Genomic DNA, 21469 nt, shown 5'->3' on the forward strand with positions numbered 1-21469 from the left:
TTACATCATTCCTTTCAGGTAGACGAAACTGAAGATGAAAATCCAGACAACGTCCAAGAAATGCCAGTAAAGTGAAAAGATGAAAGCCTTGTTTGTTGTCTGTGGAGTCATACCGCGTTTTTTAATCTGCATGATGATGAAGGTTCCCCAGAATAAACCAAGTGTAACGTGAGCTCCATGCGTACCTAGTAGTGTGAACAAACTAGATAAGAAAGCACTTGTTTGAATCGTTGCTCCTTCATGTACATACTCCACGAATTCATAAATTTCGACTCCTAAAAAGCCTAAACCAAGAATAAGGGTGATAATGAAGAAACCAATCGTCGCTTTCTGCCTGCCAAGTCTCATCGCATTGATTCCAAGACCTATGGTAAAACTACTGGTTAAAAGAAAGATTGTTTGAAACATCAGGGTTGGGACTTTAAAAAGATGTTCCCCTGTTGGACCATTTCCAGTACCACCAACCAATACAAAATAAGTGGCGAACAGTGTAGCGAAAAGAGCTATTTCTGCTCCTAGGAAAATCCAGAACCCAAAAATCTTTAAGCGATTTTCTTCCGTGCTATATTCAAGTGGCAGCGAGTTATCTATTTTCATTACTTAGCACCTCGCAATTTATTTTCAGTTTCTTCGATCTCTTCAACTGAGATATAACGTCCGTGATCTTTTTCGAATGAACGGTGAATCATACAAGCAAAGATACCGATCGTTGCAATGATCGCAATGATCCACATGCTGAATACCAATGCAAAGCCCCAAACGAAGAAGATACAGCTCATGATAAACGGCACGCCACTGTTATTTGGCATATGAATCTTTTCTACTTTACCGCCAAATAATTTAAAGCCTTTTTTCTTTGCATCCCAGAATGCTTCTGTAGAAGCAACTGTTGGCACAACTGCAAAGTTATATTCAGGGATTGGTGTATGTGTAGCCCACTCTAGAGAACGTGCATCCCATGGATCGTTTGAGATATTTCTTGATGCATAACGAGTACTCCAATAGATATTGTACACAATAAGTGCAAAACCTATTGCTAAACCAATCGCTCCAACGAAAGAGAGCATATTCAATGGACCATATCCTGTTGATTCAGAGTACGTATACATACGACGTGCCTGCCCATCTAAACCAGTGATGAACATCGGGAAGAAGGTTACATTAAAGCCGACTATAATGAACCAGAACGACCATTTCCCAATTTTTTCGCTCAACATGAAACCGAACATTTTTGGCCACCAGTACGTGAAACCGGCAAGTACGGCAAATACAGTACCAGGGATTAAAACGTAGTGGAAGTGAGCTACTAAGAACATTGTATTATGGTATTGGTAGTCAGCACTTGCCATGGCAAGCATTACCCCTGTTACCCCACCGAGCGTGAAAATCGGAATGAAAGCTAAAGAGTATAGCATTGGAACGGTAAATACGATTTTACCTTTCCAAAGTGTGAACAACCAGTTGAAAATCTTAACACCAGTCGGGACGGCAATTGCCATCGTGGTAATCGAGAAGATACCATTAACCATTGCGCCGTGACCCATTGTATAGAAATGGTGAGCCCATACAATGAAAGATAGAGTAGAAATAGCTACCATGGAGATAACCATCGAATTATACCCGTACAGGTTACGACGTGCAAATGTCGAAATGATTTCACTGTAAATACCGAAAGCTGGAAGAATTACTATATAAACTTCAGGATGTCCCCAAACCCAGAACAAGTTCGCCCAAAGCATATCGCTACCGCCATTGGCCATCGTAAAGAATTGAGTTCCGAATAGACGATCCATTGTCATCAACGCAAGTGCCACTGTCAATACAGGGAACGCGAAAACGATAATGAAGTTTGTAATCAAGATAGACCATGTGAACATTGGCATTTTCATTAAGTTCAGGCCAGGTGCTCTCATTTTCAAGATGGTTACGATAAAGTTGATACCAGTCATTAATGTACCAATACCTGCGATTTGAAGTGAAATCGCGTAATAGTTCGAACCGACTGATTCACTGAAATCGTTACTTGCCAGCGGGAAGTAAGATGTCCAGCCTGCATCAGGAGAACCACCGACTACGAAAGAGATGTTAAATAGCATTGCCCCCATGAAGAATAACCAGAAGCTTACTGCGTTCAGGCGTGGGAATGCTACGTCACGCGCTCCAATTTGTAATGGTGTAACAATGTTCATTAACCCAATGATAAATGGCATAGCCATGAAGAGGATCATGACGACCCCGTGTGTTGTAAATACCTCATTATAATGCTGTCCATCCAAAAGACCGTTATCTGGAATAGCCGTTTGAGCACGCATCATAAGAGCATCGACGCCACCGCGGAAAAGCATAAGCAGTGCTGCCAAGATGTACATGATACCAATACGTTTATGGTCAACCGTTGTTAACCACTCACGCCATAAGTAACCCCATTTTTTAAAATAGGTAATTCCGACAACAACCGCAATCATGGTTAAACCAATGGCAACCATGGATGCATATATCGCAGGACTTGGATGAGGTACGGCAAATCGATCAAAGTAATCCATACTTTTGTGACTCCTTTCAGGAAAATATTCCTTATCTTGTAAACCTAGTTGTTTTCTTATCTTGTAAACCTAGTTGTTTTATTGAACGAAATTAATTCTTAGTGATTCATGTTGCTGTGTTCTGAATGATCCTCGTGTGAATCCTTGGAATCATGTTCTTCAGTATCAGAAGATCCGTGGTCATGACCAGCATTTTCCCCTTCAGGAGCTGGTGAAAACTCTAAGTGAGTTCCAGTGTATGTGGATTGTCCCACATGACCAGGTTTTAATAATTCATTGAATTTTTCCTCAGTAATCGGTTTAGCAGTAGCTTTAATTTCATCTACCCACTTATCGTAATCTTTTGCTGACATTGCATTAACGTTAAACGTTTGCTGAGCAAAACCTGAACCACTGAAGTTTGAATTTCGACCCATATACTCACCTGGTACATCAGCTGCTAAGTGCAACGTATTAACCATGTCCGACATCGCGTATTTTTGTCCTCCAAGTTGCGGAATCCAGAAACTTGAAATTGGACCGAATGAGTAAAGTTTAAATTCGATTGGTCGGTTAGTCGGTATAAACAGATAGTTGACCGTTTCGATATCTTCTTCCGGATAACTAAAATGCCACTTCCAGTTGGAAGATGAAGCGTAAATAACTAAAGGTTCTTGATCTCCGTATCCTTTAGGTGTTGCCTCAACTTCATTTGTTGTTTTAACAGTAACAACGGATAGGAAAGCGACGATTATAATTGGGATCGCAACCCAAATTATTTCAAGAACCTTACTTCCTTCAATATGAGGCGGTTCATAATCATCACGTTGTTTGGAAGCACGATATTTCATTATCATGAAGATATACAGTACCATAACGACAAGGACGACAAAGGCCATTGTCCATATCGAAATCATAATAACATCTGCTTGTGTTGCAGCTACTGGCCCTTTAGGGTCCAAGACCATTAATGGGTTATCGCAACCGGTTAGCACAGTGGCAATAGTAAAAAGTATAGTTAATAGAGCCCATTTTATTTTCATAGTACTACCCCTTTCTTACATAATAAAATTCCAATTGGTAATTATTCGGACAAAGTGTTACCATGTTCACAAACCCCGACATACCAATATTAATCCCAAGTCTAAAAAAAGACAATACAAAGTGACATCTGTCACATAAAGTTCATTAAAGAGCAGTAAGAAGATGGTAAATGAACTGAAATGTTCGAAAAACTTCAGCAAATGAAATATAATAATTGTTTAACAACATACCTATGGAAATTCACTTATCAGTACAGGATTTCATATATTACTGATCAACTATCCGTTTATTACTACTCTAATATAATGAAATGAAAATTCCTCATTATACTCTCCGTGTATATTGCCTTAACCCCACTCAAGAATATGAATGAAATTACCTATCCTGTCAAGTAGGTATTTATCGTTGGAGAACATGATTTAAAACGGATTTTTTATACCCGGCCATGGAAGTTGGTAAATGATAGCCGCATTGGATACGATGTTGAATCCTTGCCTCAAATCTCTTTGGATCCAACACTGGTCAATATTATATATATATAAGGAAACAACGAGTGTGTAATTGGGCTCTTTCCCCTCGCAATACTTATTGCTTTGTCAGTATTCCTAAACAGCCGTTTAGAGTAGTCAATGGGTGAAATAATTCAGGGGTCGGTCACTTGTTGCAGGGTCATGTTATCATTCAGCAGGACAGGACTTAACCATTACAGGAAGAGGACAGTTAGTGGTTCATTCAACTCCGCCTTTAGAACCCACGACTTCCGTATTGCATCTTAAAGTAAAAGTACAAAAAAAAAACACAAAAAAAGGACTTTGGGAAAAATGTCCTTTTCTCGTGGATATAGTTAAAAATGTAATGTTAGAACTTCCTGCGTTCGGGCAGTTCAGTTTGGATATCCAAGCACATCGTATGTATTCCGTTTATGAAAGGGTTCTTTATTTTTGATACTTAACGAGTGCCGTGTATTGTATTAAAATTTAATCGTTACAAATGGTATGAAAGCGCATTCGATAGTTAAAGTCAAATTGGCTCCCTGATAAATGAATCAGCTAGTTTTGTTCAAGCATGTTAGTGAATCTGATGATAGCCAGTTCATTACGTTATATTCCTGGTTTTAGTTACTGAATTCCGTACTTCTTTTTGTATGAGTTTTAGCCTTTGATTTCATTTTGATGATTTTAGTCGTTTCGGGTTCAATTCTTTCACCTTTATGTGTATTCATTACCATTTCTTCTGTCAGGACAAAAAATATACCAACTAGAAAAATGGCAGCTGCGCTTAATGTGATGGCGATTCCAACAACGGTAAATATATAATCCTTATTGTAATCGCTTACAAAAAAGCTTAAAGCAAAAATAATAAATCCGATTACACACCCTGTGCCCGATACCCATTTCACTGCATCTAACATCTTCTGATTAGCTTCCATAATTTCATCCCCTTTCTTTCTATTTTATGACATTTCACAAATTTGTCAAATCTTTTCTATTTTTTAACATATTAACGATGAATACTTTGACAAATAGAAGCCACTACCATTCACTTTTAGGTATTCAAGACTATATAAAAGAATTGTAAAACAGTGCAAATACACTATCTATTTTTCCGATATTAACCTTTTGTATACTATTAAAAACTTCTAAATAAAAGGCCCCTGATGAATGATCAGGGGCCTTACCTCTTTCTATGGTTTTTGCAAGGTTATCGTTACCGTTTTCTCTTCAGTGCCTCGGTATACTTTAATTTTTACTTTATCGCCGATTTTCTTATCTGTATATAAGTATTTCCTTAATGCTGCGGAAGTACTTATTTTCGTTCCATCAATCTCAACAATGATATCCTGTTGCTTAAGCCCTCCATTCGCCGCAGCCGACCCCGCTTCAATACTCGTCACCATTACACCGGACTTTACGGCTTCAGGAACATTTTGAATGTAATATTGCGGCAGTTCTTCCATACTGGCCAAGCTGACTCCTAAATATGGACGTGTGATTTTTCCATTTTCAATCAGTTCCGTAACAATCGGAATCACATCATTACTTGGTATGGCAAACCCTAAGCCTTCCACACCGTTTTCGGAAATCTTCAGACTGTTTATGCCGATCACTTCCCCAGCGGTGTTGATCAATGCACCGCCACTATTGCCAGGGTTGATCGCTGCATCGGTTTGAAGGACATCAAGTGCCCACTCCCCGTCCGAGGTATCGACTGAAATGGTGCGTCCGTTGGCACTGACGATTCCTTGTGTAACCGATCTTGAAAAATCAAGTCCAAGTGGGTTGCCAATTGCCAATACTTCTTCACCTGGACGCATGCTATCAGAATTCCCGAATTTAATTCCCTCTGGTGCTTTCGAGGCATCAATTGTCAAAACTGCTAAATCCGTCAAAGCGTCTGCCCCGACAACAGCTGCCGTTGCCTTTTGTCCGTCATACAATGAAATTTCGACTTCCTTAGCTCCTTCAATAACATGATTGTTCGTGATGATATAGGCTTTCCCATTAGCTTTTTTATAAATGACCCCAGAGCCAGTTCCGCTTTCAACCGTTTCGCTCTCCGTGCTTTGCCGCTGGTACGGGTTCTGGCTTTGCATCTCCTGTAAATTCACGACCCCTACAATCGATTTGGATGCTGATTCGACCATCTCTGCCCTATCATTTGAATCCGTACTTGTCGATAACTTTTCCGCCGTGACATTTTTATCCTTTTCAACACTGTCCGTTTGCTGTACACCTGCCGTTTCGGTTGACTCATTCACTGAACTTTTCCCTTGATCTATAAAGTCTCCGCCAAATAGAAATACAGATGATGTAACCATAGAAGCAACCGTTCCGGAAACAAGGCTAGTTATCCAGAGAGACTTACCCTTTTTCCGCTCTGCCTTGATTCTGACTTGCTCCTCACCATTATAATTCTCCATCTTTATCCCTCCTATGATTGTCCTTTACTTGCCACAATCATAAACAGGAATTATTAAAAAATCCTTAAGAAAATAAAGAATTCGGCTATCCTATACCAAAAATCATAAAATTTTATCGAATTCTGTATGTTGCCGCACAACAAAATAAAAAGGCCACACAGGGGCCTCCCATTCGACCATTCAGTTATCCTTACATGACTTCATAAACTTCTTTGGTCTCCTTATTCACGCCATACCAGCCCCAAGTGGTTTTGTGTCCGCTTTTCTGACTAGGTTCATCTACCTCGAAAACATGAAAAATATAATCTCCCTTTTCGGCATCATGATCATATTCGATTTGCAATTGCGAAAAGTTTTTCATATCGACGTAATCCCTCACAAGCTTCTCCGCCTGAGATTTACTTAATGCACGATCCGAATCCTTGCTTCCCTCTTTGCCTTTTGTATCCGTTGCCGCCTCATCTTCTGCTTTGGATCCTTCCTCGGTTGTTTCCTCCGTGGATTTCACATCATCATTTCCCACTACTGCTTCTATCGTGGCGGAGTCCGATACCGGGTGCATTTCCGCCGCCTTTGAAACCATTTGTTTACCTTCCCGGTATTTTGCTTTATATGCGGTTGCTTCTTCAAAATCTTTTTTGGCCGATTCAAAATCCTGTTCGTCGTATTTCTTCATTCCACTCGCCAGCAAACCTGAAAGATCCATTAACTCCCTTGATTTAAGTGTTTTTGCTTCTTTATAAGCTAATTCAAATGCCTCGTGGGCTTCTAAATAATTTTCCTCATTCAACTGACTTTTCCCTAAATCCATATTGGAATCATAATTCCTTGTTACGCAGCCTGAAGCAATCAACACAAAAAAAACAACCATGATTGACCTCTTCAATATCACCACTCCATTTACCATATTATTCTGTAAATCCATCTTAAACCATTTGATAAGGAGTCCGATACCTTTATTTCCTATCTTTTTCATTAAGGAAATGTTTACTTTCATGATTAACTTTTTACAAATAGTGGTACAGAATAGATAAATGCCGGAAAGGGTGATGAGCAGAATGATACAGGAAAAACAGACCTACCATGTCGATTTGGTCAGCGGTGACGTACTCGGACAAAAACTTGAAGAAAATCCGAGCTTCACGGTGCACGCAACTGATGAGGAACTTGCAGATTTGAAACAATGCTTGGAGGAACACCGAAAAGATGACCTGGAGGCATATGCCCGATCACATGTGCCCTACCTTCTCTATCATCATGACCGGGCAAATGATAAATACGATGCAGCCATGAAAAGGCTTTATGCCCTCATTTATAAATTAGGGGATGAAACGGCACGAAATCATATTGAAGAAATTGGCATATTGAAAGATAACAAATTCGAAGGAAATGAAGAAGTGCAAAAGTTCAAATAATAAAAAGGATCAGAACCTGAAATTCAAAGGTTCTGTTTCTTTTATGATCAATTTTACCAAAAGGTTTTCATTCCCTTGGGAATCACTATGCATTTTTAGAAGAGAGTATTTTTAATCTATATATTTATCCTTCAAATAATCCGAACCGATGCCGCCAATAACCATCAAAGCAAATGGTAAAAAATTCGATACAACTGGCATGCTTTTTAAAATGGTAATATCGGTGCCAGCAAATTTGTTAAGACCAAAAATAATCAATTTAGACACTAATAAAAATGCTCCTATTACTAACACGATATCAAAAAACATTTTCCTTTTTGGAAATGCTAACTGCTTACTTTCCCGTATTATTTTTTCTTTCAATTCCTCGTCACTCCTTAATAATTCATCTACCGTAATCTGAAATAAATCACTCAGATTAATGAGTACCTCAATACTTGGATAATTTTTTCCCGTTTCCCATTTGGATACAGATTGGCGACTCACATGAATCTTCTCTGCAAGATCATTTTGTGACCAATTTCTTTTTTCCCGTTCTTTTTTTAATCGTTCGCTAAAAATCATAATGAGTTCATCGCCTTTCCTACTCCTAGTATTTTGAGATGAATCGTGCAAAGTAAAGATAGTAATGAGCGCATTACTATGCAACCTATGAGTGACACCGAAGAAAACCTTGATATATCAAGGTTTTCCGTTTAATATTCCGGAACTGCTGTAGAAAGAAAAACCACAAAAAGTGCCAGTTGATTTCAGAAATTCGCTCCCTTTCCGCCGACTGTCTGCCAAGCCTCCTCGGCGCAAGCGCCTCCGGGGTCTCGGCTAGCCAGTTATTCGGCAGGAGTGTCGCAAATTTCTTCAATCTAATGAGGGTTTCATAAAACAATAAAACATCAACAAGTATAACCTCATTTAGTTTTAAAATCATGGTTCGGGATGTAGCCACTCTAGACACCTGTGTTGCTTACAGTTTTTTTAAAAAAACATTCCAGTTGAATTGGAACAGGTGTTCGAGACTCCTGCGGGAAAAGCGTGTCCAAGGAAGACTCCGCAGGCGCAAATGTCGCCGAGGGAACCGCCACGGAAAGCGAGTACCTGGAGTGGAAATAAACTTCAGAAACCTGATCCCTTTCCGCCGATTGTCTTCCAAGCGTCTTCGGGGTTTTAGTTAGCCAGTTAAGCAGCTACTCAATTCTATAATCTTTCTACTAAATAAGCCATCTTGCCATCACATAATTGACCTTAATTCAAAAAAAGCCTTGTATAGACAAGACTTTTAAACCTATTTTTTCCTGCCTGTTTAACCACACGAAGCATTTTTTTATTTCGCTCTTTGATCCTTTTTGCACTAATACTTTCACAATATAACAACTGGAAGTTATCAAAGGGTAGTAAGGTCTGATTAATATCATTACTCACTTTTAATATAACTTTACCTTTTCGTTATGTAGTTGTTTTGCACATAAAAAAGGGTTGCCTCGGCAACCTCCCTATAATGAAGGAACTGTCTCCAGCTCCCGGTATATATTCATTGCATTGACACGCAATCATAACGTTTCATTATTAAATGTTCCACTCTTTTAATTCGAGTCTCCGCACTTTATGTACAACGTGTGGATCATTTTCCGCTAAAGAGAGTGCTTCTTCAAATGTGTCTGCAATATAGACAACCAAGCCGCCTGAGCCATCCGCAAAAGGGCCTCTTGCAAAAACCTTCCCTCTACGATCAAGTTCGTTTAAATACTCGATATGATGTGGACGCACTTCTATATTTTTTTCAGCATCAATCATATGTAAAATTGCTGCATAATAAGCCATGCTCTTCCACTCCCTAATTTCGGTTCCATACAACCAGCTTCATTTCTGTCATTTCTTCAACTGCATATTTTAATCCTTCACGTCCAGTTCCACTTTCCTTCACACCACCGTACGGCATATTATCCACACGGAATGTCGGAATATCGTTGATCATGACTCCACCAACTTGTAAATTTTCCGCTGCATCCAGTGCTGTACCTACATCGTTCGTATAAATCCCTGCCTGCAGGCCATAAATTGAATCATTCACCAAATCAATAGCTTGTTCTACTGATTGAATCATGTTAATCAAAACGATTGGGGCGAATACTTCTTGACAAGATACCTTTGTGTGAGTATCTGCATCCAAGATGACGGTCGGATGAAGGATATTGCCTTCCGCTATTCCACCTGTTGCAATCTTGGCTCCACCTTGTTTCGCCTCATCAATCCAATTGAGGCTTCTTTCAACATCATTTGGGGAGATCAAAGCGGAAATATCCGTTTCTGGATCAAGCGGATCACCTAATTTTAATAGTTTGGTTGCTTCTATAAACTTTTCAACAAAGCTATCGTAGATTTCTTCATGAGCATAAACCCTTTGCAAAGAAATACATACTTGTCCCTGATTGGAAAATGCTCCCGTCACACAACGAGAAATGATCTTATCGATATCCACACCCCTGTCAATGATGACAGCTGCATTGGATCCCAGCTCCAGCGTCACTCGTTTCAATCCGGCTTTGTTGCGGATGCCAATCCCGACTCCTGGGCTGCCGGTAAAAGTAATCATACTTACTCTAGAATCAGTGACCAACTTGTCTCCAACCACTCTTCCTCCACCCGTGACCACATTTAATGCTCCTGCAGGCAATCCGGCTTCCTGTAATAATTCTCCGAGGAACAGAGAGGATAGAGGTGTTTGGCTTGCTGGCTTTAATACAATTGTATTCCCTGCGGCGATAGCAGGACCTACTTTATGAGCGACTAGATTCATGGGGAAATTGAAAGGTGTTATGGCTCCAATCACTCCAATCGGTTCACGTACAGTGTAACCGAGTCGGTTTTCGCCGCCTTGGGCGGCATCCAGCGAAAGCGTTTCTCCATGAATTCGTTTCGCTTCTTCAGCGGCAAACTTGTAGGTTTCAATTGTCCGCGCCACCTCGCCCTTAGCGGTTGTAACTGGCTTTGCTGATTCAATAGATATGATTTGGGCGGCTTCATCCGCGCGCTCCTCAAGAAGATGGGCCAATGTTTCCAGGATTTTCGCACGTTGATGGGCTGGCATTTTTGCCATCACCTTAGCTGCTTTTTGCGCCGCTTCAATAGCTTGGTCGGTTTCTTCGTCTGTGGCCAGGGGGATTTCAGCTATGACTTCTCCTGAATAAGGAGAACGAAGCGAACTATACTCCTTCCCCTCCACCCATTCCCCTTTAATTAGTAAATGTTTTTTTTCTACTTTATCTATGATTGTCATGTTTTCAGCCACCCTTCACTCTTTGTAAGTGCTTCATCTAAAGATTAGAGGCAATTTTTGAAACAGCCGATTCCATTCTTGGAAAATAATACTCTTCTAATTTTGTCGTTAAGCCACCGTGACCAAATTTACAGTGATTATTTTCACTCTCGGAACTTCGCTTAATAAATTCAAGAAAATACAATATACTATTGCGCCTTTCTAGAATGTTACTAATTCCTTGCTTATAAAACCAAGCATCGATGGTATTATAAACTCCTCTATTAATCCCATACTTTTCATTACAAACTTTAATAAAGGATAAATCAGTTAAGTTTATTATCTCTTCTACATCTAATAGCAATTTGTCCCCTCCTTGCTACTTAGCTCTGCTAATTGAAATGTACTCAATTCCAAAACGATTTATCAATTGGAGTTTTTTCATTTCCTAAATCTACTATCTTTTAGCTTAATTGGTGCTTTTGTTTAGTACTTTTCAGTGCCTTTTGCATAAAAATGATTTCTTCACCCAGCATTGAAATACGTTCCAAAACTTCCTCATCAACCAGTTCGTTTTGTGAATTGAAATGGTCATTATGAGCATAAACAGAGCCAGGTGCAACAAATGCACGGAAATAGCTGGCTATAGGTTTCAGCTGATTTTCAATGACTAAATAATGCTGGTAGGTTCCACCGGTAGCGACTAGCCCCATTACTTTATTACGGAAATCCTTCGGGGGTATTAAATCAAATAAGTTTTTAAGAGCTCCTGTAATTGACCCTTGGAATATTGGAGTTCCTATAATGTAAAAGTCTGCTGAGGTAACGATATCAATTACCTTTTTCGTATCTCCAGTGTATGTTGACGGATTACGGCCATCACAAAATTGAACATCATACTTTTTCAAATCAAGCAATTCGACTTCTATATCAGGATGGTTATTCTTAACTTCCTCTAAAACCTTTTCAATAACAACTTTCGTCTTAGTTCCTATTATCGTTCCTGAAATCCCCAGTAATTTCATTTCACTTTTCCTCCTTATTAAAACCCTACGATAAAAGCGTCTACCCAAAAATTTCTATTATCTCATTATGAACGGGTCAGGAATCGGCTCAGATGATGTATTGATCCAAACCACTTTATCTTGCAAATATTCATGAATCGCTTCATAACCGCCTTCTCTTCCATAACCGCTTAGGCCAGATCCGCCGATTGCAGCAATTGGTGAAATACTTCGATAGGTATTCACCCAAACGATTCCAGCACGTATAGCTTTCGCGACTCGATGAGCTTTTGCAATATCACTCACCCAAATTCCTGCTGCCAATCCGTAATCAGTACTGTTTGCTAATTGAATAACCTCTTCTTCATTTTTAAAAGGGATAACACTTAACACAGGGCCAAATATTTCTTCCTTTGTAATACGGGAATTATTATCGTGATGCTCGAAGATCGTGGGCTCAAAATACCAACCTTTCTCTAAATATTCAGGCTTTTTACCTCCACAAACAAGTTTTCCACCTTCATCTAACCCGATAGCCACGTATTTTTCGACTCGCTCCAATTGGGCCTGCGTAGCCAGCGGTCCCATTTCTGTTTCATCTTGAAAAGGATCACCAATCTTGATTTTCGATACTCGGTCTACAAGTTTTTGCATCACTTCATCGTAAATATCGACATGTAAAAATGCACGCGAACCTGCCACACAACTTTGTCCTGAAGCACCAAATATACCAGCTATGATACCCATCGCCGCATTATCCGGATTAGCATCCTCAAACACGATATTGGGTGATTTCCCTCCAAGTTCAAGTGATACCTGTGCAAAATTTTGAGCAGAATTACGAACAATATGCCGTGCTGATTCTGAACCTCCCGTAAATGCCACACGCCTTACAAGAGAATGGGAGGTGAGTGTATCGCCTACAGGAGTTCCAAAGCCGGTAACTACATTTACTACACCAGGCGGAAAACCAGCTTCTTCAACCAGTTTCACCAGTTCCAATAGAGAGGCCGAAGTCATTTCCGAAGGTTTAATGACTATGGTATTTCCTGCTATAAGTGCAGGTGCAAGCTTCAAGGTTGTTAAATAAAGAGGGGAATTCCAAGGAGTAATGGCGGCTACTACCCCCAGGGGCTCTTTGGATGTAAAAGCGAACATTTCTTTTTTATCAATTGGTAAGGTTTGACCATGGATTTTATCTGCTAGACCTGCATAGTAATAGAAAAATTCAGGTAAATATTTTACCTGACCACGCATTTCGCGTATTAATTTCCCATTATCCAGTGATTCGACTTTCGCAAGTTCTTCAGAGTGATCAGCAATCAGCTCTCCAAGCTTTCTAACCAGACGCCCCCGCTCCGTGAATGTCATATTGGTCCATCCTGAATGCAAGAATGCATTATGCGCAGATTGAACGGCACGATTTACATCTTCAGCATTCCCTTTAGCGACTTGACACCAAGCTTCTTCGGTTGCAGGGTTATAACTATCGAAATATTCACCACTTGATGATTCTACCCATTCCCCATTTATATACATCTGATATTTCTTCAGCTCTTTCACATCGAGTCACCCCTTTGCTTTTGTCTTTCAATAAACGACCTAATAGCTTCGTTCACTATTTTAGATCCTTCTATCGGCAGCATATGCCTCATATTTGGTACTATCATTAATTCTGAATCCACAATCTTTTCATGCATTTGTCTTGCCATTTCGGGATTTGAACCTACATCATGCTCCCCTGTTATAATTTGGGTCGGTATATTAATCTGGTGGATTTGCGGCCACAATTCTTCATCCGCAGTTGCAAAAAGTGTATAGGCCGCTAAATATGAAGCAGCATCGTTTGTCTGAAGTCTTTCTCGGATTTTACTGACGGTTTCTTCCTTTGAATTCAAGAATTCAATATTAAACCAGCGTTTAATGGCCGGTTCAATTGTTGCCAAAGGGCCCGTTATTTTCACTTCTTCCACTCTTTTTAAAACGGCTTTCCTCTGTTCCTTCGTCCGATTGGCCACTCCGTTCATAATTGTTAGCGTTTTCACTTTATCCGGATATTTTAATGCAAATGCCTGAGCGACCATACCACCCATGGAGAAACCAATAATATGGCTTCCTTTAATCCGTAAGTGATTCATTAGTTCTTCTATCTGCTCAACAAACTGTGAAAGGGAATAAGGACCCGGAGGATGCTCGGATCCTCCGTGCCCAACCATGTCATATGTGATAACACGGAAATGTTTCGACAATTCTTCAACTTGTTTTTCCCACATCGTAAGATCAAGACCAACACCATGAATAAAGATAAGCGATTGACCAATCCCTTTCTCTTCATAATGAAGCGAATCTTTTCCATGCAATGTAGTTGGCATTAAACCAGCCCCATTTCAACCATATCTTGATGCCTGTTTCCTGTTCTCGGATGAGGACGTCCTCCTGTAGAAGCCCCAATGGCAACAACGATCTCATCGGCCCTTGGTGCATCAGGTATAGAAGCTTCAAATGTAATGAAATGAGAGCGTTCAGACTCATCTGTCTTATGTACCATCGGTATGAGCACAGCAGATCCAGCGCCACCACGCTTATTTGTAAAGCTTAAGATGCTCGTTCCTTTCACGGCGTCCCTGAATTTGTTACCGAATTTCAAAGTATGGATAAAAGCTGATGCATGCTCAACCTCCCCATCAACTCCTACGACAGCTGCCTTGCCGAATGCTTCGACGTCATCGGCGGAATTAATGTGCTTAAATAGTTCAGCAACTAATAGTTCGCCAATTTGCGGTGCAAATTCATCAATTTCCGGTTTTAAATTTTCAACATACCCTCTGCCAGCCCATGGATTTTTGATAACCGCCATAGTTGTTATCATCTTGATGGGATTCTCTACTTTTTTACCGCCCTCAATACGTGTTTCTTCAATAGCTGTATACACTTTACGAATATCTAACATTTACATTACCCCCAATTTAGTTTTTGTGAATCTTGGCATTACTTCTTCCGTGAACAATTTTAAACTTTTCATCATTTTTTCATGTGGCAAACCATTATGGTTCACCCAAAGCAGTAAAGTTTCTAAATTCAGTTCTTCCTTCAATTCTTGAATTTTCTCAGTTACATAGTCAGGTGTACCAAACAATAAATTTCTTGGATGTAAGAATTCATAGTTCAATTCCTGTCCTTCTTTTACTGTTTCACCCGGATCCATAAGGTTGCTAAGCCCCCTCCAGTGACAAATCCAGCGATAGTTGTTCAATACTGCTTCTGCCGCATCTTGACGAGCCTGTTCCATCGTTTCCGCTACATATACATCACGTACTAAAGCTATACCCTGACCAAGTGGCACTTCATAGCCTTTGGATTTGGAAGCCCTTTCACGATACAGTTCAAAACGGCCTTTTAATTCTTTGACGGTCGGCATCCAAAACATTCCTTGTATATCGTTCTCCGCGGCCAATTCAATAGAACGCGGGGAATCAATTACTTGCCACAGCGGAAGTGATCGCTGGTAAGGTCTAGGCATAAGGGAAATTTTATCAATTTCGCCTTTTTCCATATCCATAAATTCCGGTGTTGATGGGCTCATAGGGTGACTCCACTTTAAACCTTTAGGAGGAAATTGATAGATGTCACCTTGATGTGAAAAGAAACGGTTTGACCAAGCCTTTTTTAAAATTTCCAATGTTTCCTCAAACAGTGCACGGTTTTGTTCTTGATTTGCCGGATCCGCCAAAGTGTTTAAATTAGCCGCTTCCCGTCCGTATAATCCACGTGCCAGACCAACTTCCACACGTCCTTTGCTTAACTGATCAAGCATTGCTATGTCTTCCGCCAAACGCAGCGGATGCCAGAAAGTGGCGACATTCGCAGCTTGTCCAATTCGAATGTTCTTTGTACGTGCAGCAATATCAGCCCCCATTAAGATCGGGTTAGAAATCAATTCATTTCCTTCATGACCAAAGTGGTGCTCAGTATACCAAATCGAATCATAACCATTTTCATCACAGTAAATAGCTTGCTCACGCGCTTCATCCAGCACTTTATAATACTCATCATGTCTTCCCTGTCCTGCAAGATTTGCAAAGATTCCAAATTTCATAGTACTCATTCCCCCTCATATCACTTTTTTTGACCAAGTTTCTTTGCTATGTCCATTTTAAGTTGCATTCCACTTGCTTTTACATGCTCTCGCATGGCCTTCTCCGCTTCCTCCCGATTGCCTTTCTCTATAGCTATCAAGATAGCCTGATGTTCCTTTAGTGATCTCTCACGGCGATTCGGATCTTCGATGGTTAAAAAGACATACTGTCTATAAGGTATTTGATTGAGCAGCAAGTTTAGCATGTAACTTAATTTAGAGTTATTGGCGCCTTCTTGGATGACTGAATGAAAGACATCATTAGCCTCGACATATAGCTTTTTATCCGAGGTTTGTATAGCAACCTCCATGTCAGACACCGCTTGCTTAAGGTTGTTTATGTCTTCTGCACTTCCGCTTTCTGCAAGCAACCCCGCTGCAAGTCCTTCCATTACTTCCTTTAAAGTAAATAACTCATCCAATTCCTTTTCAGTTGGTTTGGTCACACATGTTCCAACCCTTGGAATGATCTCGACTAACCCTTCTCTTTCTAGCTGTTTAAATGCTTCCCTGATAGGGGTTCTACTAACTTTGTAATATTCTGATAAAACAGTTTCCGATAATTTTTGTCCTGGTTCATAATCTCCAGTTACTATGGATTCGCGTATAGCGTTCGTAACCTGAGCCGTAATCCCCAACGTTAAGATAGCTGTAATGAAAAGCCCCTCCTTTTTAAAAGTTTGTACCATGTACCATGCAAGCTCTTGATAAGTGCAATTATAGGTCATGGAAAATAGACTGTCAATTCAAAAAATATAAAATTTTACTTTTTATTCGGAGATATGTTGTTCCACAACTTTCAAACTAAAGTTTAATATTTTCAATCATTCAGTCTAATAATCAATCTGATATATTGAAATTCACTAGATGAATGAACGAATCTTTTATGATAGTTCCCTTGAAAATTATTTTTTCTGAAAATATTGACATCTGTATACGCTTACAATTATAGTGATTCTATAAAATATGCTTGCATGGTACATGGTAGTATACCGAATTTGATAGGGGGTAAATTGATGAAAGTTGAAACTCGCAGTATAGAATATATTCCGGCAGACGAACGCCATGGCAAGGCCCGTGATTTATTTCCAATTTGGTTTGGGGCAAATATGCATATTACCACCCTTGTGACAGGGGCATTGCCCATTACATTAGGTCTTAATTTATTTTGGAGTCTGGCTGCAATAATTGTCGGTACCTTATTAGGTGCCATTTTCATGGCCTCCCATTCAGCTCAAGGACCTCAACTCGGAATTCCGCAAATGATCCAAAGCCGGGCTCAATTTGGTGTAATCGGAGCCATCTTCCCCTTGTTTCTCGTTATGTTTGTCTATTTAGGCTTCTTTGCCAGCAGCGGTTTGCTTGCAGCACAAACCTTAAGCAGCTTAACAAAGATCGACCAAACATGGAGCATAATACTTTTAAATGTACTTTGTTTCGTGGCCACCATTTATGGCTATAACTTAATTCATAAAATGCAAAAATTATTATCCTGGGCGTCTCTTTGTATTTATATTGTAGCTACATATATAGTCTTCCAATTGCAAGTTCCGGCAGGCAGTTGGGCCATTGAAAATTTGGATATACCAGTGTTTTTGCTGGCGGTGAGTATGGTTGCTACATGGCAATTGGCATATGCCCCTTACGTTGCAGACTATTCTCGGTATCTACCGATAACCACACCCACGGCCCATACATTTTGGTATAGTTACGCCGGCACAGTCATCGGGACTATATGGATGATGACATTAGGCGCAACCTTAACCATAGCGATTCCTAACTTCCTTGATCACTCTGGAGGCAACTTGGCCAGCCTGTTTGGAAATTTTGCTATAATCATGTTCTTTATAATCATCTTTGGACAGCTTGCAATAAATGTCTTTAACCTATATGGAGCATTCATGGCAACCATAACAACAATTGAACCGTTTATTAAATTAAAGGTCACACCGAAAGTACGAATAGGAATGATATTCTGTGTAACAGTAGCAGGTACCGTTTTGTGCTTACTAGGTCAGAGTAATTTCCTATCCTTTTTCTTAAATTTCATCTTTTTCATTAGTTATTTTTTAATTCCCTGGACATCCATCAACCTTGTTGATTATTATTTGCTGCGACATGGCCAGTACAATGTAAAAGATATTTTTGATGTGAACGGTCAATATGGCAAAATAAATTGGATTACTTGTATGGCATTTCTAGTATCAATCTTGGCGGAAATCCCTTTTATAAACACATCATTCTATGTAGGACCGATAGCCAGGGCCTTTGAAGGAGCAGATATCGCTTGGATTATTGGGTTAGTTGTCCCAGCTGTTTTGTATTACTTCCCAATGAGAAAAAAGTTGAATACCGCTGAAAATGCAATAAACAAACAAAAGATTGGTTCGTTAGAGAAAACAAACGCTTCCGAGAAGAATGTTAAGTAAGATAATAGAGAACCGTAAAATGAACTGCACCCAAATTGGAGGTGCAGTTTTTTTGACCAAATATACGATAAAAAGGCATGAGCCCGGTAGATTACCGGGTTCATGCCTTCAAGGCTGTTTAAATAAAGAGCCTAACTATTTAGGTTCACTTCAGTTCAAAGGTTCTGTTTAAGTGGATGTTGTTGTATACCTCTAGTTGTCTAAAAATCAAATAAAGGTCTTGTTGAATTACCCTGACTAGAAAGTAGTGTTATAGGGTCCAATCGATAAGCAATCCGGCTTGAGCTAATCCACCGCCGAAACCATATAATAAAACCTTCTCACCACCACGGAGCTTCCCTTCTTTTATCCCTATTTCCAAAGATAATGGAATTGTTGCTGAAGAAGTATTTCCATACTCCACTAAGCTATATAAAGTTCGTTCGATTGGAAAGCCGCTTCTTTCACATATTGACTCGATCATTCTTAAATTTGCACTATGCGGTACGAACCAATCAACATCATTCAATTGATATTCAGCATTTTTCATCACAGTTTGCATTCCTTTTGGAACGGTCGTGACAGCCCATTTATAAACCTCACGTCCATTTTGTACAAGGTCGCCGCTATCATTTAAGTCTTCACCATTTATGCGTGTCGATAGGTTTGTACTATATAAATGTTTTCCGCCTTCACCCTCCGAATATAAATGTGAAGAAAGAAAACTTGGCTGTTTTTCATCATATTCTACAAGGACTGCTCCTCCGCCATCTCCAAATAAAATACAAGTGGCTCGATCTTCATAGTCCATAAGTTTTGATAAAGTATCCGCTCCAATAACTAGGATTTTCTTATTTAAACCCGATGTTACTAATCCATTAGCTACATGCAGCCCATAAGTAAATCCTGCGCAGGCAGCGTTTAAATCAATAGCCCCAGTATTCTTAATACCTAGCTTTGCTTGGATTAAAGATGCTACACTTGGAGTGTTGAAATCAGGAGTAAAGGTACAGACAATGATCATATCAACATCTTCGACAGATTTATCATACCGTTCCATTAAATCCTTTACAGCTTTATAACCTATATCACTAGTAAACTCCTCTTCATGTGCAATTCTTCGTTCTTTAATACCGGTACGTTTAACAATCCATTCATCATTGGTTTCAACCATTTTTTCTAAGTCTTTATTTGTTAACCTTTTTTCAGGAACATACGAACCTATCGCAGTAATGCGTGCTTTGGATTTGAACATAGAATAGCCACCTCGTGTGTATGAATTGCATCATTTTATAACTTGATATTAACACCTGGTACTAATTATAAAGCAAAAAAAATCTTATGCAACTAACCGTTACATTTAAAAAAGAGAGGGGCGGGGCAAGCAACTTTAAAGTATAGCACCTGTTAGTTTAATACAATCTTTAGAGAGAATGCCAAAAGTCATCTTCAAGACATTTCCTCTAATAAAGTATTAAATTACTGAACTTGTCAAAAAAAATCCATACTCCTAGTTGATGCAAATCTTACTTATTTATGATGACGACAGATTTGATCTTGTCTTTCTAGGTTTTGTTCGAATGCATATGTAGTGCCCCATTCACACATTGTATTTAATACAGGTACAAATGATTGACCTAACTCAGTTAAACTGTATTCTACTTTTGGTGGTACTTCTTTATATACTTCTCTTCGGACAAGCCCATCTCTTTCCAGCTGCTTTAATTGGTCGGTTAAGACTTTCTGGGTAATGGCCGGTATTAGAATATAAAACTCTTTTGTCCTCATAGGTTTTTGACTCAGAAAAAAGAGGATTAAGCATTTCCACTTTCCTCCTACAGTATTCATGAAAATATTTATTCCCGTATTTAAACTCTTCATTCCCCATTCCTCCTGAATAGGCACATAAAGGTGGCTATGCCACTTTATTGTGCGTTATTTTCTTCTACATCATGGGTCCATTATACTCTGATTATAAAGCAAATATAACATTGGGAGTGAACACGATGAGTGTAAGAGAGACTTTAGAAAAAAGACGTTCCGTAAGGCAGTATGATCCCCAGTATAAAATTAGTCCAGAAACGTTGGCGACACTTATTGAAGGAGCCAGTAAATCCCCTAACGGAAACAATATTCAAGCAACACGATACCTGGTTATAGATGAACCATATTTAAAGAATTTGTTACTGCCCATCGCTTTTAATCAACAACAGGTAATTGAAGCCTCTGTTCTGATTGTTATACTAGGTGACTATCAAGCATTTGAAAAAGAAAATATCATGATGATACATGAGGATGAATTTCAAAAAGGTTATTTTGACGCATCAGTAAGAGATTATCTAACAAACGCGGCAATCAATTATTATCTAAATAAATCAAAAGAAGATTTAAAGGTTGAATTAATAAGAGACGCAAGCCTGGCGTCAATGTCGTTAGTTTTATTGGCGAACGAGGCGGGTCTTGAAACCATTACAATGTCCGGGTATGATTCCGAACAATTAAAGTCCGCCTTAAACATTTCCGATAGGTATTTAGATGTTATGCTTATTGCCATGGGGAAAGGAATGAAAGAAGGTCACAAAACAGTAAGACACGATGTTAACAAAGTCATTTATAAAAACAAAATATAGTGAGTATATTGGAAAGAGGGCTAAAAAGAACCCTCTTCCTCTTTCTTCTTAATCTTTCGTAAAACTTACCGCTGGTTACCAGCCTCTTAAATCCTCTACATACAGATGTATCACTTAGTCATATTAACGTAATGGATTCAT

Annotated in this window: 21 protein-coding genes; 3 read left to right on the forward strand and 18 right to left on the reverse strand. The window is 39.4% G+C overall.

Annotated elements, in window-relative coordinates:
* From qoxC to J7I96_RS01835, 6 genes are all read right to left on the reverse strand, one after another.
* Complete coding sequence (gene qoxC, locus J7I96_RS01810; RefSeq protein ID WP_098184924.1) at positions 1-597, reverse strand: cytochrome aa3 quinol oxidase subunit III; 597 nt, start codon at positions 595-597, stop codon at positions 1-3.
* The gene (gene qoxB, locus J7I96_RS01815) at positions 597-2543 is read right to left on the reverse strand and encodes a cytochrome aa3 quinol oxidase subunit I (protein ID WP_214773706.1); all 1947 of its coding nucleotides are present in this window, start codon (positions 2541-2543) and stop codon (positions 597-599) included. The genes qoxC and qoxB overlap by 1 nt, the downstream gene beginning before the upstream one ends.
* Positions 2544-2641: 98 nt before the next feature.
* Positions 2642-3565, reverse strand: coding sequence for a cytochrome aa3 quinol oxidase subunit II (gene qoxA, locus J7I96_RS01820; RefSeq protein WP_214773707.1), 924 nt, complete (start codon positions 3563-3565; stop codon positions 2642-2644).
* Positions 3566-4680: 1115 nt separating this feature from the next.
* Positions 4681-4995, reverse strand: a complete 315-nt coding sequence (locus J7I96_RS01825; RefSeq protein ID WP_048684972.1) for a hypothetical protein — start codon at positions 4993-4995, stop codon at positions 4681-4683.
* Between the two features lie 255 nt (positions 4996-5250).
* Positions 5251-6486, reverse strand: coding sequence for a S1C family serine protease (locus J7I96_RS01830; protein WP_214923081.1), 1236 nt, complete (start codon positions 6484-6486; stop codon positions 5251-5253).
* Between the two features lie 190 nt (positions 6487-6676).
* Positions 6677-7357, reverse strand: a complete 681-nt coding sequence (locus J7I96_RS01835) for a hypothetical protein (RefSeq protein WP_214923080.1) — start codon at positions 7355-7357, stop codon at positions 6677-6679.
* A gap of 187 nt (positions 7358-7544) precedes the next feature.
* Between J7I96_RS01835 and J7I96_RS01840 the strand changes: the two genes are divergently transcribed.
* On the forward strand, positions 7545-7901 hold the full coding sequence (locus tag J7I96_RS01840; RefSeq protein WP_214773710.1) for a hydrolase: 357 nt from the start codon (positions 7545-7547) through the stop codon (positions 7899-7901).
* A gap of 111 nt (positions 7902-8012) precedes the next feature.
* Here the strand turns inward: J7I96_RS01840 and J7I96_RS01845 are convergent, their stop codons facing one another.
* The 10 genes from J7I96_RS01845 to J7I96_RS01890 form a co-directional block, all read right to left on the reverse strand.
* Entirely contained in the window at positions 8013-8465 is a 453-nt protein-coding gene (locus tag J7I96_RS01845; protein WP_214773711.1) for a helix-turn-helix domain-containing protein, read from the reverse strand.
* A 996-nt stretch (positions 8466-9461) separates the two neighbouring features.
* Entirely contained in the window at positions 9462-9716 is a 255-nt protein-coding gene (locus tag J7I96_RS01850; RefSeq protein WP_101224938.1) for a YciI family protein, read from the reverse strand.
* Positions 9717-9729: 13 nt separating this feature from the next.
* Positions 9730-11172: an aldehyde dehydrogenase family protein gene (locus J7I96_RS01855; protein WP_214773713.1), complete on the reverse strand. Its 1443-nt coding sequence runs from the start codon at positions 11170-11172 to the stop codon at positions 9730-9732.
* A gap of 37 nt (positions 11173-11209) precedes the next feature.
* Positions 11210-11515 carry a hypothetical protein gene (locus J7I96_RS01860; protein WP_214773714.1) on the reverse strand — a complete coding sequence of 102 codons (306 nt, stop codon included), beginning with the start codon at positions 11513-11515 and terminating at the stop codon, positions 11210-11212.
* 100 nt (positions 11516-11615) lie between these two features.
* On the reverse strand, positions 11616-12176 hold the full coding sequence (locus tag J7I96_RS01865) for an NADPH-dependent FMN reductase (protein WP_214773715.1): 561 nt from the start codon (positions 12174-12176) through the stop codon (positions 11616-11618).
* Positions 12177-12233: 57 nt separating this feature from the next.
* Positions 12234-13718, reverse strand: coding sequence for an aldehyde dehydrogenase (locus tag J7I96_RS01870; protein WP_311315195.1), 1485 nt, complete (start codon positions 13716-13718; stop codon positions 12234-12236).
* Entirely contained in the window at positions 13715-14527 is an 813-nt protein-coding gene (locus tag J7I96_RS01875; RefSeq protein ID WP_214773716.1) for an alpha/beta fold hydrolase, read from the reverse strand. The genes J7I96_RS01870 and J7I96_RS01875 overlap by 4 nt, the downstream gene beginning before the upstream one ends.
* Positions 14527-15105, reverse strand: coding sequence for an amino acid synthesis family protein (locus J7I96_RS01880; RefSeq protein ID WP_214773717.1), 579 nt, complete (start codon positions 15103-15105; stop codon positions 14527-14529). Before J7I96_RS01880 ends, J7I96_RS01875 begins: the two co-directional genes overlap by 1 nt.
* Positions 15106-16251: an LLM class flavin-dependent oxidoreductase gene (locus J7I96_RS01885; RefSeq protein WP_214773718.1), complete on the reverse strand. Its 1146-nt coding sequence runs from the start codon at positions 16249-16251 to the stop codon at positions 15106-15108.
* Positions 16252-16271: 20 nt separating this feature from the next.
* Positions 16272-16979, reverse strand: coding sequence for a GntR family transcriptional regulator (locus tag J7I96_RS01890; RefSeq protein WP_251029075.1), 708 nt, complete (start codon positions 16977-16979; stop codon positions 16272-16274).
* A gap of 327 nt (positions 16980-17306) precedes the next feature.
* Between J7I96_RS01890 and J7I96_RS01895 the strand changes: the two genes are divergently transcribed.
* The gene (locus J7I96_RS01895) at positions 17307-18719 is read left to right on the forward strand and encodes a purine-cytosine permease family protein (protein ID WP_214773720.1); all 1413 of its coding nucleotides are present in this window, start codon (positions 17307-17309) and stop codon (positions 18717-18719) included.
* A gap of 250 nt (positions 18720-18969) precedes the next feature.
* Here J7I96_RS01895 and J7I96_RS01900 read toward each other — a convergent pair whose 3' ends face one another.
* Together J7I96_RS01900 and J7I96_RS01905 are read right to left on the reverse strand one after the other, a co-directional pair.
* Entirely contained in the window at positions 18970-19953 is a 984-nt protein-coding gene (locus J7I96_RS01900; RefSeq protein ID WP_214773721.1) for a ketoacyl-ACP synthase III, read from the reverse strand.
* 275 nt (positions 19954-20228) lie between these two features.
* The gene (locus J7I96_RS01905; protein ID WP_214773722.1) at positions 20229-20579 is read right to left on the reverse strand and encodes a winged helix-turn-helix transcriptional regulator; all 351 of its coding nucleotides are present in this window, start codon (positions 20577-20579) and stop codon (positions 20229-20231) included.
* A gap of 125 nt (positions 20580-20704) precedes the next feature.
* On the opposite strand from J7I96_RS01905, the gene J7I96_RS01910 reads away from it, so the two are divergent.
* Complete coding sequence (locus J7I96_RS01910; RefSeq protein WP_214773723.1) at positions 20705-21328, forward strand: nitroreductase family protein; 624 nt, start codon at positions 20705-20707, stop codon at positions 21326-21328.
* The last annotated feature ends 141 nt before the right edge of the window (positions 21329-21469 follow it).

This window comes from Bacillus sp. ISL-78 (genome assembly GCF_018613455.1).
GTDB classification, from domain to species: Bacteria; Bacillota; Bacilli; order Bacillales; family DSM-1321; genus Peribacillus; species Peribacillus frigoritolerans.